We start from the raw sequence: 16641 nt of genomic DNA on the forward strand, positions 1-16641 counted from the left end.
AGCGTTCGTCCTGAGCCAGGATCAAACTCTCCATAATGGTGTTTGACTTGCTCAAAAACATTTTATTGCTTTAGTAATGAAGCCGAAGCTTCATATACTGGCAGTTTCGCTCGTTGTTCAGTTTTCAAAGAACAATCATTTGTCTTTCTTTCGTGTCGGCCGTTTGTCTCAGCGGCGACTTTTATAATATATCACATCCGCCTAGTTTGATGCAAGCACTTTTTTTAAAAAGTTTTCTTGGCATCCTTTGATACAGCCTCTAGGCGCGAGATATAATGTAGCATAGATCATTAGACGGCGTCAACCTTTTACTTAAACTTTATGTATGCCTCACACGACGACCCATTGCAAACCCACGATTAGCGCTACTCCCGGCACGCCAAGCACGACAATCGTCCCGATCGTAATGGGATTCAGCGGAACATGCAGGCCCGGGATAAGCTCCGTTGCATTAAGCACGTAGAGCAATGCTGCCGCAAGTACCAAGTGCAAGCCGAACCCTCTCAACCATCCCCATGGCAGACGGTTGCGCAGCAATACAGCGATAAGCAATAGAGATGATACAATGAATATGGCTAACCAGATCGTTTTCATTACATAACGCCTCCCCATTGTGGCCAATGATTGCATGTCCTTTTTGCAAGCCTAAGCAGCATTTCGTATCTCTTCTCAGCCGTAATGATCGCATAGATCGCATAATCCACTTGGTCTTGGCCTAAAGCGTATTCGAAGAAACGATTCGCATTTACCCAATCCCTATGCGCTTCTTTTATCTCCTTACGCAATCTCTCTCTCCATTCCTGGTCGCTTAGATGTGTCGCCGGTCGTTCTAATGTCACTTCAAACCCCTCCCGCTTGTCCTATTGCTTCATCCACCCTCTCCTATTTGTATTAGGCTTGTATACCGGAATAGAACTAAAGCGAAAATGAAATGACATAGCAGTAAGGAAATTCCTTAATTGATATTGACCGTATGAGGACATAGGTTTCGTTATTTGCAATAAAAAAAGACCACTCAAGGAATTCCTTGAAGCAGTCTTCTATTGCAGTAGCCTAGCTCAACTCGCGCCGGCCTTCTATCGCTTTGGATAATGTCACTTCATCCGCATACTCCAGATCGCCGCCAACCGGCAAGCCATGAGCTATGCGTGTCACTTTAATGCCGAACGGCCTTACGAGCCTTGATAAGTACATCGCCGTCGCTTCGCCCTCGATGTTCGGATTCGTAGCCAGAATAAGCTCCTGCACCTGTTCATCGCTCAGTCTCCTAAGAAGCTCGGCAATCTTGATCTCTTCCGGACCGATCCCCTCCATAGGCGATATCGCGCCTTGCAGCACATGATATTGCCCCTGGTAATCCTTCATTCTCTCGATCGCAACAAGATCCTTGGAATCCTGCACAACGCATATGACCGATTGATCGCGAGACTTGTCTTGGCATATTTTGCATGGGTCGGTATCCGTAATGTTGCAGCAGACCGAACAATAGAACAAGTTGCGCTTCACGCTTACGAGCGCCTTCGCAAAATCAATTACATCGTCTTCCTTCATTCGAAGCACATGAAACGCTAGACGGGCGGCTGTCTTAGGACCGATTCCCGGCAAACGGGTAAAAGCATCAATTAATTTCGCTATCGGCTCAGGGTAAAACAAAGAAGGTACAGCTCCTTTCAAGCGTTAACGGCTATGTGCGACTTCGAGCTTCCTAGAACAAGCCAGGGATTTTCATACCGCCGGTAAATTTGCCCATGTCTTTGTTCGCAAGCTCGTCTACTTTAGTAAGCACGTCGTTAACTGCCGTCAATACGAGATCTTGCAGCATTTCCACATCTTCCGGATCTACAGCCTCGGGCTTGATCGTAATGCTCAAAATTTTCTTATGGCCATTCGCAACGACCGTAACAACGCCGCCGCCTGCCGTTCCTTCCAGCGTCTTCGTTTCAAGCTCCTCTTGCGCCTTCATCATTTGATCCTGCATCTTCTTCACTTGCTTCATCATTTGGTTCATATTGTTCATTCCTAATCACCTCATCATTAGAATTAAGTTTAATTGTTCTCTTTCACGACAACCAAATCCTCGCCAAACAACCTTACAGCTTCTTCGACCCACTCAGGCCGCTGCGCCCCCGCAGGACCATCTCCTTGCTCGGGCTCGAGTTGAAGCGTCTCGCCCTGCTTCGAGCCACCCCCGTCGGCAGTAGCTGCTTGCCAATCTTTCATCATGCATGTCACGAATTGAAGCGGCTTGCCCATTAATTCACGCAGTATTTGTTCGATGATGTCGCGATGCGCTTGCTTCTCGGTCGTCTCTCTATGCATCGTGTTCTTGAATGCAATCAAGAGCGTATCGTCAGCGACCGCAACCGGCTCGCCGTCAGTCAACCAAGCATGCACCGTGATCTTCGTCTCCTTCACACGCTGAAGCACTGCGCTCCATTTCATGCGAATTTGATTGAAATCATCGTTGCCCGCAGCCGCCAAGTAGCGATCCAGCTTCACGGCTGAACGGACAATACCGCCAGAACTGCCGCCGAAGCTTCCGCCTCGCGTGCCGCCTCCGCCGCTTCGTACCGCAGGTGCCGCTTGCCGTCCGCCCGAATCACCGCCAGCGGCGGATGCGGCTATGCCGTTCTGAAGCGCCTGCTCCAGCTTGCGCTCAAGCGCCTCGACCTGCTGCCGCAACCGGTTAACTTCCGCTGAGGGCGCAACAGTGGAACCGGAAATTGCACCTTGCCGCGTTTCGCCGCCCGCTACTAGGCCCTCATCAAGCGTGCATAACTTCATGAGCGCCACTTCGAATAAGGTCTGCGGCTGTGAAGCATGCTTGAGCTCGACCTGATACTTGTTGAGCGTATCGATCATCGCGAATAACCTCTGAGAGCTGTAAGCTTCAGCCATCAATCGGAATCGTTCCGTGTCGACGACCCGTTCCGTAACGGCTCCTCCTTGCGGCGCGAGCTTAAGCACAAGCAAGTCGCGGAAATAGTAAATCAAGTTCTCCAAGCATTTATCCGCGCTCTTGCCCGCTTGCATCAAACTTTCTACAAGCGGCATGATTCTGGCTACGTTCCGGTCTTTGACGGCGTCGGCCAGCTCGTAGAATTGATCGGCTGCCATACCGCCCGTCACATCGATCGCCGCAGCAAGCGTAATATGGGAATCGCCAAACGCCGCTACTTGTTCAAGCAAGCTTATCGCGTCACGCATCCCGCCCTCTGAGAGGCGTGCGATATACGAGATGGCGTCTTCTTCGGCTTGAATCCCTTCTTCGCGGCAAATTTGCACCAACCGTTCCGTCTGTTCCTCAAGCGATACTTGACGGAAGTCAAACCGTTGGCATCGCGATATAATCGTTGCCGGCAACTTATGAGGCTCTGTCGTCGCCAATATAAAAATAACATGGCCAGGAGGCTCCTCCAAAGTCTTAAGCAGCGCATTGAATGCTTCCGTTGTAAGCATGTGTACTTCATCTATAATATAAACTTTGTAACGGACATCCGACGGCGCATAGCGCACCTTGTCGCGAATATCCCTAATCTCATCGATCCCGCGGTTGGACGCAGCGTCGATCTCGACGACATCCATAATATGTCCAGCCGTTATTCCCCGACAAGCATTGCACTCGTTGCATGGTTCAATAGCAGGACCTCGTTCGCAGTTAACCGCTTTCGCCAACACCTTCGCGGCAGTCGTCTTACCTGTCCCCCGCGGGCCGTTAAACAAATAAGCGTGCGATACGCGCTGCTCCTTGATCGCATTCTGGAGTGTTTGAATAATATGCCGTTGTCCGACCATGTCCTGAAACGTCTGCGGACGCCAGGCACGATATAATGCGATATGTGACACGCAGACCTTTCCTTTCGGTGTACATATAAATTCCGAGCCAGCTCTAGACCCAATTGCCTCTATTATACATGAAGCCGGCTCAAAGGGCTATCTCCAGGCCATGACGGCGAAGCTGAAATCCTACATGAAGTTGCTAGAATCATAGCGCTGTCCTTAAACCAAAAAAACATCTGCGGCCGCTTGCGCCGACTTGAGATCGGGCTTCGATCGAAGATGTTATTTGTAATATTGGCTATTGCATGCATGATATATCGTAGTACCGTGCACCTGCCTTCGATAGATGCGACCCAGGCGGCATCCTTGCACTACAGCTCGAGCCAGGCACTCCCCCGGCACATGGACTAACTTACTTACGGCTGCTTCCTTCCGGACCTGACCGGGTTCATAAGCGTTCATTGCGGAGGACCCGACTGTCAACACTGCTCGCAAGTGCCAAACCCCATATCGACATAACCTCGAGCAGGAATTCAACCTCGCTACAGCGGATTGCGAGTTACAGGGCACCGCTACCTCCCCGTCTAGCACGGCAAAAATAAGTATAGCCGATTCCGTACTAAAGCGCAACCGAGGTTGTCCGTTAATTTATGGACATCATCGATAAGACACGATGAATGACTATCGTCTAACCTCAACATGCACGTTGTATCTTGGCATATTATATTGAACGACCGACTGCGCCTTCTCGCGCAGCTTGGCCACCTCGGAATCGGACATCTTATTGTTAACGTTCAAATTCACGTGCACCGTAGTGCCGTTGAAAATAACTTGCGTCTGTTCAATGCCGTCTATCGGCTTCAACACCTGTTCGATCAAGTTCCCGTCTACGTTGTAATTAAGCGTACCGAACCGATTCGGCAAGTTCGGATTAGTGTTGGTGTAGCCCATATATCCATCATGACCGTACGTCTTCATATGGTCGGAGGTTTGGTTGCCGCAGCCCCCTGCGAAAACCGCAATTGCGGCAATCGCTGCCATGACAAACGCTATGCGTTGCCGGTTATAATGAGTCGAGTTATTTTTTTGCAATCAAAAAACCTCCCTTTAACCATAGGATGGCTGAGGGAGGCTCTTGTATTCTGCCAAATATTGGCCGAATGATTCGGACAATTAAATGCCGTATTTCTTCTTGAAACGGTCGACGCGACCGCCGGCATCCAGGAACTTCTGCTTACCCGTAAAGAACGGGTGGCATGCGGAGCAAACCTCAACGCGAAGGGTCGATTTGATCGATCCTGTCTCGAAAGTGTTGCCGCAAGCGCAAGTTGCTGTAACGACGTGGTATGTCGGATGAATAGCTGGTTTCATCTCGTTCACCTCTTTCCGCCCTGAGCTACATGCGAGCCCAGAGTATAATCACACATGAAGGATTATAGCACGAACTGATTTTGAGTTGCAATAAGCGTAATCAGGCATATTGCGGGATCTGGCAGACGTTTCCGTCTCCGATCCCAAGCCATCCGCCTGCAATAGTATAAAACGATTAGCGACGGAGCACTGCCGGCGGTATATGCGTATACGATCCGATGACGACATCCGGCAACTCCTCGCGGAAGATCTCCAGCATTTGCTTCATGCCGTAGATTTCGCCCTGCGCCTTCGGAATAATCGACAGATAGCTCTCGGGGTCGATATTAAGATTGCGCATTTGAATAAGCTTAAGACCGGTCCGCTTCGCGAAGCCGATCATCGCCTCGATCTCTTCCTCGCGATCCGTAACGCCAGGGAAGATCAAGTAGTTAATGGAAGTATATACGCCTTTGTCGGTTGCGTACTTTAGCGACTTCTCCACATTCTGAAGCGTGTAACCGCGCGGCTTGTAATACGCGTTGTAATGCTCGTCCAGCGCGCTAATCGTGCTGACCCGCATCAAATCAAGACCGGCATCGACAATCGCACGCATAAAGTCGGTTAATCCGGCATTCGTGTTAATGTTGATGTAGCCGTTCGAGGTCTGGCTGCGGACGCGGTTCATCGCTTCGACGATAATGCGCGCTTGCGTCGACGGCTCGCCTTCGCAGCCTTGTCCGAAGCTAATAATCGCATCCGGCGTACGCAGATGCTCCAGCATTACCTCGACAACCTCGTCGACGGTCGGCTTGAAGTTCATCCGCGTTTGCGGAGCAACGAAGCCGCTGTCGTCCGGCTGCTCGGAAATGCAGCCGAAGCATCCGGCGTTGCAGGAATACGATACAGGCACGGCGCCTTCCCATCTTCCGAGGAACGTGTTCGAGGACGTCAGGCATTCATAACCTAGCGCGCAGTTGGACAGATGTTTATACAACCGGTTTTCCGGATATTTGTTCAAAATTCGGTCCACTTGTATGCCCAGCTCGTCGCGATCGCAATTAAGCGGATCCCATCTCTCCGGATCGTCGCATTGCTCCGCCGTTACGAAGAACTGGCCGTCCTTCCATACGACCGCGGTATAGCCGAACAAGGGCAGCTTCTCATTCTTGTCGGCTTTCACGTAACCCGGCAAGCAAAGTCTTGTGAAGCCTTGCGGCAGCAATGCGCCGACAGCGTGCGCGCCATCAGGCATCGCCTGCATCTGGCCGTTGCTCGGGTTAAGACCGACCGGCTTCGTGAAAGGGAGGCTCACGAGCGTGGCTCCGTTAGGAAGCGGAATGAGCTCCTCTTCCATAATTTCGACGATCATATCGCCGCTGCGGCCAAGCCCGATAAATTCGGGGTGATCGAATACATTTCCGTGTTCATCCGCATATACGAGATTCATGATGTTCTCCTTCCTGCGGCCTTACGATCCGTGCGTCGTCGTTCTTGGCGCTGGGCGCCGGCCGGTAGTCGACGTACTGCCGCTTTTTATGCTTGGGCGTTCCGGTTTGGCATCCGCCGATGTATCAAGCGACATAAGGAACTGCTCATTGTTCTTGCTGTCGGCCAGCTTCTTCAGGAAGCTGTCCACATATTCCATAGAGTCGTTCATCGTGCGGCGAATCGCCCATACTTTCTCAAGCTCTTCCTTGGTGAGCAGCATTTCCTCGCGGCGCGTGCCCGATCTGCGTATATCGAGGGCAGGGAAAATACGGCGCTCCGATAGCTTGCGGTCGAGATGAAGCTCCATATTGCCCGTACCTTTAAATTCTTCATAAATAATATCATCCATACGCGAGCCTGTCTCAATGAGCGCGGTCGCCAGTATCGTCAGGCTTCCGCCCTCCTCGATATTGCGCGCCGATCCGAAGAAACGTTTCGGACGATGGAATGCGGCAGGGTCAATACCGCCGCTAAGCGTACGGCCCGAAGGAGGAATAACGAGGTTGTACGCCCTAGCCAGACGAGTAATGCTGTCCATCAGGATCACGACATCCTTCTTATGCTCCACAAGTCGCAGCGCGCGCTCAAGCACAAGCTCCGCTACCTTGATATGGTTCTCGGGAAGCTCGTCGAATGTCGACGCCACAACCTCTCCCTTCACAGAACGCTGCATATCCGTTACTTCCTCCGGTCGTTCGTCGATCAACAGAACGAACAGCTCTATGTCGGGGCGGTTCTCCGTAATACTGTGCGCAATTTCCTTGAGCAACAGCGTCTTGCCTGTCTTAGGCGGCGCTACGATAAGTCCGCGCTGGCCAAGTCCGACTGGGGCCAGCAAATCCATCATACGCGTAGACAGCTTGGATTGCGCTGTCTCTAACACAAGCTTCTTATCGGGATAAAGAGGGGTAAGGGCCGGGAAGTGCAGTCGCTCGGCTGCCGTATCAGGGTTCTCGCCGTTAACGGCGTTGACCTGCAGCAGGCCGAAATAACGTTCGTTTTCTTTAGGAGGACGGCATTTGCCGGAGACGAGATCGCCGTTACGCAGATCGAATCTACGAATTTGAGAGGCGGAAATATAGATATCCTCTTTGCTCGGCAAGTAGTTGATAGGACGCAGGAAACCGAAGCCCTCCGATAAAATGTCCAGTACGCCTTCCATAAACATAAGTCCGCTTTTTTCGGCTTGCGCGCGCAATATTGCAAAAATAAGTTCCTTCTTCTTAAGCTGGCCATAATAAGCGATCTGGTATTGCTTCGCTAGTTTGTACAGGTCGGTCAGCTTCATCTCTTCCAGATCCGCGATCTGAAGGTCTGTCATGTTCTCACCACTCTATTCAGTTTTCATTATAATTGCTTGATTATCCATCATTGCCGAATCGGGCGCCCTCTATTCCACGACGCCCCCACTTCTGCTAATCGTCTGCCGAGGTATCTTGCTCACGCCATACGTCTGCGCCTAGTCGCCTTAGATTTTCCACTAGATTATCATAGCCGCGATCGATATACTCCACACCGGAGATTTCGGTAATGCCGTCCTCGACAGTCAATGCCGCCACAACGAGCGCCGCACCTGCGCGCAAATCCGCAGCCTTTACCTTCGCAGCGTTCAGCTTGCCGCCTTCAATAACGGCCGAACGTCCTTCAACCCGGATGTTAGCGCCCATGCGAGTGAGTTCAGGGACATGCTTGAAGCGCGTACCGTATACATAGTCCGTTAGAATGCTAACCCCATTGGCTTGCGTCAACAGCGTTGTCATCGGAGACTGCAAGTCCGTCGGGAAGCCCGGATAGACAAGCGCCTTCACGTCGATAGACGAATATTGAGACGTTCCGACAATGCGAATCGATTCATCCATCTCATGCACTTGAACGCCCATCTCTTCAAGCTTGGCCGTCATCGCTTCGAGATGCTTAGGAATTACATTGTCGATCAACACGTCCCCGCGTGTCGCGGCGGCGGCTATCATATACGTTCCGGCTTGGATTCGATCGGGAATAATGGAATGGCGGCAGCCGTGCAGGCTGTCGACTCCTTCGATCCGAATCGTTTCCGTTCCTGCACCTTTGATCTTTGCGCCCATGGCGCTCAGAAGGGTAGCCACGTCGATAATTTCCGGCTCTTTGGCTGCATTTTCGATAATGGTTAATCCTTTGGCCCGCGATGCCGCGAGCATAATATTGATCGTCGCCCCAACGCTCGCAACGTCCAAATAAATCTTAGCACCGCGCAGCTCCTTGGCTGAAATTCGGATAGAGCCATGGTCGTTGGTTACCGTCGCTCCAAGCGCTTCGAAGCCTTTGATGTGCTGATCGATCGGTCTTGGCTCGAAGTTGCAGCCTCCCGGCAAGCCGATCGTCGCCTCGCCGAACCGGCCCAGCATTGCGCCCATCAAATAGTACGACGCACGAAGCAGCTTCACCTTGCCGTTGGGCATCGGCTTCGACATTAGATGGGTAGGGTCGATTCGCATCATGTCATTATCGCGCGAAACGACTGCCCCAAGTTCTTGCAAAATCTCACTGTATACAGCAACGTCGCTTATAAGCGGCAAATTATCAAGTACAACCTCGGTCTCTGCAAGTATAGATGCCGGCACCAGCGCAACGGCGCTGTTCTTCGCCCCGCTAATCTGTACGGTGCCCCGCAGCGGCTGTCCACCGCGTATCATCAATTTCTCCATCAATATATTAATCCTCCCGTGGATTGGAAGAGAACAAAGGAAAACCGCCGAACATCAATAAGGCGGAATGTCGTCCTATGCTCCGTATTTTACGCTTGGCTGCCGCCTTAACTTAACGGCTTGAGCTTGAATACTGCTATTCTAGCGAACAGTCAGCGTGATATACATAAGCTTCACGCGCGCTTCCAAGCGTCATTCTGAGCCATTATACCATAATGCGATTCGGAATAGTGAGAAAAACTCCTGCCGGAGCCATTCGGGAAAGGGCGTCCGCCTTTTAGGAAAGGCTTATATCCCTATTTAAAAGGGGAAACTTATCATTATTAGAAATCTAAAAAAACGGCATCGCCGCTAGCAAGCGACAATGCCGTTCGTAAAACTATCTAAGACCCGATAGCGAAACGGCTGGAGGAGCTGCCGCCTTGAAGCTCTGCATTGACCGCAATCCGCATCTCATCGATGTCGAACGGCTTCGTGAAATGCATCAAAGCGCCGAGATCTGTCGCTTCCTTAATCATGTCGAGCTCGCCGTAAGCCGTCATCATAATAACTTTAATATCGCGGTTAATCGTCTTCACATGCTTCAAGATTTCCAATCCGTCCATGCCTGGAATCTTCATGTCCAGCAATACGAGGTCGGGAGCTTCTTGCTTTACGATTTCTAAAGCCAGCTTGCCGTTAGACGCCTGAAACGTATCGTATCCTTCGCTGCTGAACACTTCCATCAGCAATATTCGGATACCGTTCTGATCATCGACGATCAATACCTTCTTCTTCTCCAACGCTTATTACCCCCCGCAACTGAGCTTAGCCATTAATGGCCAACTCTTCCATAATCGCTAATATATTCGATGAAGTGGGTAAATAATCCTTCTCTCGTCTAGAAAAACTTGTAGGATGATGGAAAAAGATGCGGCATCCGGTAGTCGCGGGATGCATATGAGGAGAATTAGACGCAAAAAACGACCTTGTCGTCAAAGAACGGCAAAGTCGCTTCTCGTTTATTTTTGCTCGGAATATTTAAGCGCTGCGTATACGAATCCACGGAACAACGGCTGTGGACGGTTCGGTCTGGACGTGAATTCCGGATGGAATTGAACAGCCAAGAACCATGGGTGGTCAGACATCTCAACCATCTCGACGAGACGGCCGTCCGGCGACGTGCCGGAGATGCGCAAGCCAGCCGATTCAATGCGCTCGCGATATTCATTGTTGAATTCGTACCGATGACGGTGACGCTCGTAAACAAGCTCATCCTTGTATGCTTCTTCCGCAAGCGAGCCAGGAACAACTTTGCACGGATACAGACCAAGGCGCATCGTGCCGCCCATATCTTCAATGTCCTTCTGATCGGGAAGCAGATCGATAACCGGATAAGGCGTCGACGGATTAATTTCGGAGCTGTTCGCGTTAGCAAGCCCAACGACATTGCGCGCGTACTCAATAACGGCAACCTGCATGCCAAGGCAAATGCCGAAGAACGGAACGCCTTTCTCGCGAGCATAACGGATAGCCGAAATTTTGCCCTCGATGCCGCGATCGCCGAAGCCGCCAGGTACAAGAATACCGTGGACGCCTTGCAGCTTGTCCGCCACGTTTTGATCCGTAAGCTCTTCTGCATTGACCCAGCGAAGCTTCACTTCGGAGTTCGCGTCAATGCCGGCATGGCCAAGCGATTCCACGATACTTAGGTAAGCGTCATGGAGCGCTACGTATTTGCCGACAATGGCGATCTCGGTCGTCTTCTCAAGCGACTTCACGCGCTTAACAAGACTTTCCCATTCCGTCATGTCCGGTTGATTCGTAGTCAGCTTCAGGTGGTTGACGACGATATCGTCAAGACCTTGCTCGCGAAGCATTAATGGTACTTCGTATAGCGTCGATGCGTCGAGGCACTCTACGACCGCATTCGCATCGATATCGCAGAACAGGCCGATCTTGCGCTTCAAATCTTCGGCAAGCGGATATTCCGTACGGCATACGATGACGTTCGGCTGAATGCCGATGCTGCGCAGCTCTTTCACGCTATGTTGAGTAGGCTTGGTTTTCACTTCGCCTGCAGCCTTAATGTAAGGTATAAGCGTAACATGGATGTACATCACGTTGTCGCGACCGATGTCGCTCTTGATCTGGCGAATGGCTTCAAGGAAAGGCAAGCTCTCGATATCGCCAACCGTTCCGCCGATCTCCGTAATAACGACGTCCGAACCCGCTTCCTTGCCTGCACGGAATACGCGGTCCTTAATTTCGTTAGTAATATGCGGAATAACTTGAACCGTGCCGCCTAGATAATCGCCGCGACGCTCTTTAGTAATGACGTTGGAATAAATTTTGCCTGTCGTCACGTTGTTGTTCTTGGATAGGTTAATGTCTATAAAACGTTCATAATGCCCAAGGTCGAGGTCCGTTTCCGCGCCATCGTCGGTGACGAACACTTCGCCGTGCTGATAGGGACTCATCGTTCCCGGGTCAACGTTAATATAAGGGTCGAACTTCTGAATCGTTACTTTGAGTCCCCTGTTCTTCAGCAAACGACCGAGCGAAGCTGCGGTAATGCCTTTGCCCAGGGACGAAACTACGCCGCCGGTTACAAATATATATTTGGTCACTGTGATGATACCCTCCAAGCTCCTATGGTTAATGTTTAGGTTTGCCCATTTACTCGATAAACATGGATGCGGATACCTTCCGCCCGTCCATCCAGTTTGTGGGAATATATCCTGCCGACGCATCCCTCACAAACAAAAAAAGTGACACCCGTAGCCACGGGGCACTTTTTCCAATTGGCATATAAATATGCGTTATTTGTTAACCGAATCTTAAGCCCATGCAATAGTTTACTCTGCCCTGACGGGCGCTGTCAAGCGTAAACGGATGTTGCTGGCCTTTCCTGGCAACATCTAACGTTTCGTATACAATTCTAAGCCATAAAAGAGATAAATCTCCTCTTTCTTAGCATTCAAACGCAGTGGATGGAGTCAGGACCAATGACGAAAGCAAACGTGCAGGAATCGTTACTTGTCGTTTTCCTCGTCTTCTTCTTCAAGATCCTCTTCTTCATCATCCGATTCGGCTTCGGCGTCTGCATCCAGCTCGCCTTCAACCTCTTCCTCGTCGATTTCTTCATCGTCGATAACGACTTCCTCGTCAATTTCCTCTTCGGCTTCCGCCTCTTCGAAGTCTTCGCGGTCTTCGTCAAATACATCGTAATCTTCTTCTTCCGCTGCGTAGGTATCCTCTTCCTCGTCGGCGAACAGATCGTCATCATCGTCGTCGTCATCATTAATGATACGAGTACGCTTCGCATTGCCCACCGGATCTTCGGAACGCTCAACCGGATACCAGCGCTTCAGTCCCCACATATTGCTGCCGACGCAAGCGAAACGGCCGTCAATATTAATCTCCGTGTACACCTGTGCGATGAATTGGTTGATACCTTCCGCGGATAGACCGCGTATTTTAGCGATCTCCATCATGAGATCACGATAATAGTAAGGCGTATTCGCTGCTTTCAGAACTTCGAACGCCAAATCGACCATAGGCATTTCCTTCATTCGTTCAGGATCCAGCTTTAACGTAAAATTGCTGCTGCTCATATGGACACATCCTCTCTTGCCAATCTATTTATGTACTTATTCATTGCTCGCTTATCACAGTATAGTAAAACCTATTTCGTCCAAAAAAGCAAGCGGCACGGAGCCGGAGCATATAGCCCAACCGGCAGCAGCCTTCTCGCGGACGTAAAACAGCCTACAGCTTGGACCTTCATGCAAAAAGCGAAGGGATTGCTCCCTTCGCTCCGACTGTATCCATCCGACACCGTATGCCCTGCATAACGGGGACGTAAGAGCCCCAAAGAACTCTTAGTTCATCCTATGTCCAGCGACGGTTTTTGACACGGTTTCTCGCCTAATTCTGATAAAAAGGGCAAGTTGCTCATGCCGAAGGATGCGATTGTTCATACAATACCTCAGCATCGTCCGTCGGGAGGGAAGCCAAATTTGGACACCGCCGCATTTATCCGCTCGTTGCAAGACACGATGGCTTGCGCAGATCCCACCGCAACAAAGCGCATTGTTCGCTTCCAGCATGTTAGCGACTACCGACGCTTCCTGCAACAGTTATCCGAAATTCCATCTGATTCGCCGCTCAAGCAGGTGAAACAAATATCCATTATCCGCGGCCTCTCCTGCACGCTTCCAGCCGTTGAGACGCTGGAGCAGTTCGCGGGCCGAGTCTGGATCGAGAAGGATTGTAAAATTAGCGTTCATGCTGCTCCGGCTCAAAAGTCGATTTCCATGGAGAAGGGAATACCTTGGGGCGTTCAGCAAATAAAAGCTCCGCAGGCATGGGGGGCGACGACCGGCCATAAGGTGAAGATCGGCGTCATCGATACCGGCATCGACTTCAACCATCCCGACCTGAAGCAATCGTTGTCACGCGGAATCAATCTGCTTAACCGGAGTATGCTGCCGCATGACGACAACGGACACGGGACGCATATCGCGGGTACGATTGCGGCCGCCAACCAGCTTCAAGGCATGATCGGCGTTGCGCCGCGCGCCTTAATCTCCCCCGTTAAAGCCTTCGACCACAATGGGAGCGCATTCGTATCGGATATTATACTCGGCATCGATTGGTGCGTTCGCAACCGCATGGATGTTATCAATATGAGCTTCGGCATGAAGACGCGAAGCAAGGCGCTGCTTGGCGCGGTCGTCAACGCGCACAATGCGGGCGTCATTATCGTTGCCTCCTCCGGCAACGACGGCAAGCGGCGCTCGGTCGATTACCCCGCCCGCTACCCGCAGACCATTGCCGTCGGCGCGACGAACAAGCTTCGCCGCATCGCTCCCTTCAGCAACCGCGGCGCCTACATCGACGTCTACGCGCCCGGCGAGAAGATCGTCTCGACATGGCTGAAGGGCAAATATAATGAAATGAGCGGCACATCGATGGCTACCTCGCATGTAAGCGGGGCAATCGCCTTGCTGCTCGCATTAAAGCCGGGCCTCTCGCCTACCGAGATTAAAGCCATCATCAAGCGCTCCGTACAGCCCTTAAGAGGCAGCAAAGCCCGCCGGACAATCGGCGAGCTCGATGTGATGCGTATCCTGCAGGCCGTAGAGAAATCTTAACTCTACGGCTTCCTTTAAATTAGACGGGTCTACATCCGCTCGGGAGCGGATACGCCGACAAGGCGAAGCACGTTCGCGAGCGCGATGCGAACGGCGCCGAGCAGCGCCAGACGGGCGACCGACTGCTCCGCGTCATCCGTAATGACCCGCTCCGCTTTATAGTAGCTATGGAATTGCGATGCCAGCTCGTATACATAGCGAATCAACCGGTGCGGCGCGTATTGCGCAGCCGCTTCCGTAATCTCCTGCGGCAACTCGCCGAGCTTGCGCAGCAGATCGAACTCCGTCTCGGCGCTCAGCTTGGCGAAGTTCAGCTTGCCCGCGTCGACAGCGCCGCTTGCAATGCCCTGCTCTTCCGCCTGGCGGAAGATGCTGCAGATGCGGGCATGCGCATATTGCACGTAGAAAACCGGGTTCTCGTTCGAAGTCGAGATCGCCAGATCCATATCGAAATCCAGATGCGAATCCATGCTGCGCATCGTGAAGAAGTAACGGATCGCATCCACGCCAACCTCGTCCATCAAATCTTCCATTGTTACCGCTTTGCCGGTCCGCTTCGACATTTTCATTTTCTCGCCGTTCTGGAACAGGCTGACCATCTGTGCGATCAATACCGTCAGCTTGCCCGGATCGTTGCCTAGCGCAGCCATAGCCGCCTTCACGCGCGGGATATAGCCATGGTGATCGGCACCCCAGATATTGATCATCCGATCGAAGCCGCGGCCGTATTTGTCGCGGTGGTAGGCGATGTCCGGCGTCAAATACGTGTACGAACCGTCATTTTTGACGAGAACGCGGTTTTTGTCGTCGCCGAAAGGCATCGTGGACAGCCATGTTGCGCCTTCCTCTTCATAGACGTGGCCGGAAGCCTTAAGCGCCGCCAAGCCTTGCTCGACTTGTCCGCTCTCATAGAGCGAGGTCTCGCTATACCAGACGTCGAAGCCGACGCGGAAACGGCCGAGGTCGCGCTTAATCTTATCAAGCTCGCGCTCAAGACCGAAGCTGCGGAAGAAAGTGAACCGCTCTTCGTCCGGCAACGAGAGCAGACGATCGCCTTCTTGCTCGACCAGCAGCTTCGCGAAGCCGATAATATCCTCGCCGTAGTAGCCGTCCTCCGGCATGTCTGCCGACTGGCCCAGCGCTTGGCGGTAACGCGCTTCTATAGAAACGGCAAGATTCTCGACTTGCTTGCCCGCATCGTTAATATAGTACTCGCGCGTAACGTCATAACCGGCGAAGTCGAGCAGGTTGCACAGCGCGTCCCCAACCGCCGCTCCGCGAGCGTGGCCCAGATGCAGGCTGCCCGTCGGATTCGCGCTTACATATTCGACCTGCATGCGCTGGCCCCCGCCGTCGGAAGTGCGGCCATAGTCGTCGCCCGCTTCCAGCACGTCGTTAATGACGGAATACAGATAACTTTTGTCCATACGGAAGTTAATGAAGCCGGGACCTGCAATTTCCGCCGATTGAATCGACGATTTCTCCGTATCGAGATTCGCGATAATCGCCTCGGCGATTTGGCGCGGGTTCTTCTTCGCCAGCTTCGTCAGCTGCATCGCCGCATTCGTCGCCAGATCGCCGTGGGACTTGTCCTTCGGCACTTCGAGCACGATTACGGGAAGCTCCTCTCTTTCCGCTAAGCCTGCCGCTACCGCCGCATCGGCAATCGCTGTTTTTACCTTCTCATACATCTGTTCCAGCACATTCGCTTTCATTGATGGGTATCCTCCTGTATATAGAGTCGAATATCGAATCGACCCGATGATTGTTCATTGACACGCATCTCGTATGCCCACTCCAGCGTGAATGGCAACTGCGACGGCAATCCGTGCTCGTCCACGCTCGCTGATCCGCCGGCGCCAATAAGGCCCAGCTTCGAGGTATCCGTCTCCAACTCAAAGGCGATTGCCGCTGACCTGTAACGGCCAATACGCCGCTGCCCCGCCGTAAATAGCTGCTCCGATTCGACAGCGCCTCGACGCAAGATCGACAGCTCCTCCGGTCTATACCGAATAAGCGTCCGCACTTCCCCGGCACCCTTGTCGTCGCTATCAGCCGCTTCCGTATACCGGATATAGATCGATCGTTCCTTGCGGAACCATTCTCCGCTATAGCTGTGGTCAAACGAGCTTCCGTCCTGCGCGCTGGTCAGCGTGATCCTTACTTTTCTGCCGTCTCCCATTTTGCCTGCTTGCTCC

16 protein-coding genes and 1 other RNA gene are annotated in these 16641 nt (G+C 52.1%); 1 reads left to right on the forward strand and 16 read right to left on the reverse strand.

All coding sequences use genetic code 11. The annotated features are described in order from the left end of the window. Positions 1-330: 330 nt before the first annotated feature. From J2T14_RS29380 to rpoE, 14 genes are all read right to left on the reverse strand, one after another. Positions 331-594 (reverse strand): pro-sigmaK processing inhibitor BofA family protein, encoded by a 264-nt coding sequence (locus J2T14_RS29380; RefSeq protein ID WP_307208428.1) that lies wholly within the window; start codon positions 592-594, stop codon positions 331-333. Beyond that, the gene (locus tag J2T14_RS29385) at positions 594-839 is read right to left on the reverse strand and encodes a DUF2508 family protein (protein ID WP_307208427.1); all 246 of its coding nucleotides are present in this window, start codon (positions 837-839) and stop codon (positions 594-596) included. Before J2T14_RS29385 ends, J2T14_RS29380 begins: the two co-directional genes overlap by 1 nt. Before the next feature lie 214 nt (positions 840-1053). After that, complete coding sequence (gene recR / locus J2T14_RS29390) at positions 1054-1653, reverse strand: recombination mediator RecR (protein ID WP_307476704.1); 600 nt, start codon at positions 1651-1653, stop codon at positions 1054-1056. A gap of 52 nt (positions 1654-1705) precedes the next feature. Then, the gene (locus J2T14_RS29395) at positions 1706-2017 is read right to left on the reverse strand and encodes a YbaB/EbfC family nucleoid-associated protein (RefSeq protein WP_307208425.1); all 312 of its coding nucleotides are present in this window, start codon (positions 2015-2017) and stop codon (positions 1706-1708) included. 29 nt (positions 2018-2046) lie between these two features. Then, positions 2047-3846, reverse strand: a complete 1800-nt coding sequence (gene dnaX, locus J2T14_RS29400) for a DNA polymerase III subunit gamma/tau (protein ID WP_307476706.1) — start codon at positions 3844-3846, stop codon at positions 2047-2049. Between the two features lie 259 nt (positions 3847-4105). Beyond that, positions 4106-4373: signal recognition particle sRNA large type (gene ffs / locus J2T14_RS29405), an RNA gene on the reverse strand. An 88-nt stretch (positions 4374-4461) separates the two neighbouring features. Beyond that, positions 4462-4872: a hypothetical protein gene (locus tag J2T14_RS29410; RefSeq protein WP_307476708.1), complete on the reverse strand. Its 411-nt coding sequence runs from the start codon at positions 4870-4872 to the stop codon at positions 4462-4464. Positions 4873-4953: 81 nt separating this feature from the next. Next, on the reverse strand, positions 4954-5151 hold the full coding sequence (rpmE, locus tag J2T14_RS29415) for a 50S ribosomal protein L31 (protein WP_307208422.1): 198 nt from the start codon (positions 5149-5151) through the stop codon (positions 4954-4956). A gap of 175 nt (positions 5152-5326) precedes the next feature. Continuing rightward, positions 5327-6580 carry a radical SAM protein gene (locus J2T14_RS29420; RefSeq protein WP_307476710.1) on the reverse strand — a complete coding sequence of 418 codons (1254 nt, stop codon included), beginning with the start codon at positions 6578-6580 and terminating at the stop codon, positions 5327-5329. Positions 6581-6601: 21 nt separating this feature from the next. Then, complete coding sequence (gene rho, locus J2T14_RS29425) at positions 6602-7942, reverse strand: transcription termination factor Rho (RefSeq protein ID WP_307208419.1); 1341 nt, start codon at positions 7940-7942, stop codon at positions 6602-6604. 94 nt (positions 7943-8036) lie between these two features. Continuing rightward, on the reverse strand, positions 8037-9305 hold the full coding sequence (locus J2T14_RS29430; RefSeq protein ID WP_307476712.1) for a UDP-N-acetylglucosamine 1-carboxyvinyltransferase: 1269 nt from the start codon (positions 9303-9305) through the stop codon (positions 8037-8039). Positions 9306-9688: 383 nt separating this feature from the next. Beyond that, complete coding sequence (locus tag J2T14_RS29435; RefSeq protein ID WP_307208417.1) at positions 9689-10087, reverse strand: response regulator; 399 nt, start codon at positions 10085-10087, stop codon at positions 9689-9691. A 219-nt stretch (positions 10088-10306) separates the two neighbouring features. Continuing rightward, positions 10307-11914: a CTP synthase gene (locus J2T14_RS29440; RefSeq protein WP_307208416.1), complete on the reverse strand. Its 1608-nt coding sequence runs from the start codon at positions 11912-11914 to the stop codon at positions 10307-10309. Positions 11915-12319: 405 nt separating this feature from the next. Further along, positions 12320-12901: a DNA-directed RNA polymerase subunit delta gene (rpoE, locus tag J2T14_RS29445; protein ID WP_307208415.1), complete on the reverse strand. Its 582-nt coding sequence runs from the start codon at positions 12899-12901 to the stop codon at positions 12320-12322. 405 nt (positions 12902-13306) lie between these two features. Here rpoE and J2T14_RS29450 point away from each other — a divergent pair, with 405 nt between their 5' ends. Next, the gene (locus J2T14_RS29450; protein WP_307208414.1) at positions 13307-14443 is read left to right on the forward strand and encodes a S8 family peptidase; all 1137 of its coding nucleotides are present in this window, start codon (positions 13307-13309) and stop codon (positions 14441-14443) included. 29 nt (positions 14444-14472) lie between these two features. On the opposite strand, the gene argS is transcribed toward J2T14_RS29450, so the two are convergent. Continuing rightward, positions 14473-16158, reverse strand: a complete 1686-nt coding sequence (gene argS / locus J2T14_RS29455; RefSeq protein WP_307208413.1) for an arginine--tRNA ligase — start codon at positions 16156-16158, stop codon at positions 14473-14475. Then, on the reverse strand, positions 16155-16625 hold the full coding sequence (locus tag J2T14_RS29460; protein WP_307476714.1) for a DUF1934 domain-containing protein: 471 nt from the start codon (positions 16623-16625) through the stop codon (positions 16155-16157). Before J2T14_RS29460 ends, argS begins: the two co-directional genes overlap by 4 nt. Positions 16626-16641 lie beyond the last annotated feature (16 nt).

The organism is Paenibacillus harenae (assembly GCF_030812415.1).
Taxonomy (GTDB): domain Bacteria; phylum Bacillota; class Bacilli; order Paenibacillales; family Paenibacillaceae; genus Pristimantibacillus; species Pristimantibacillus harenae_A.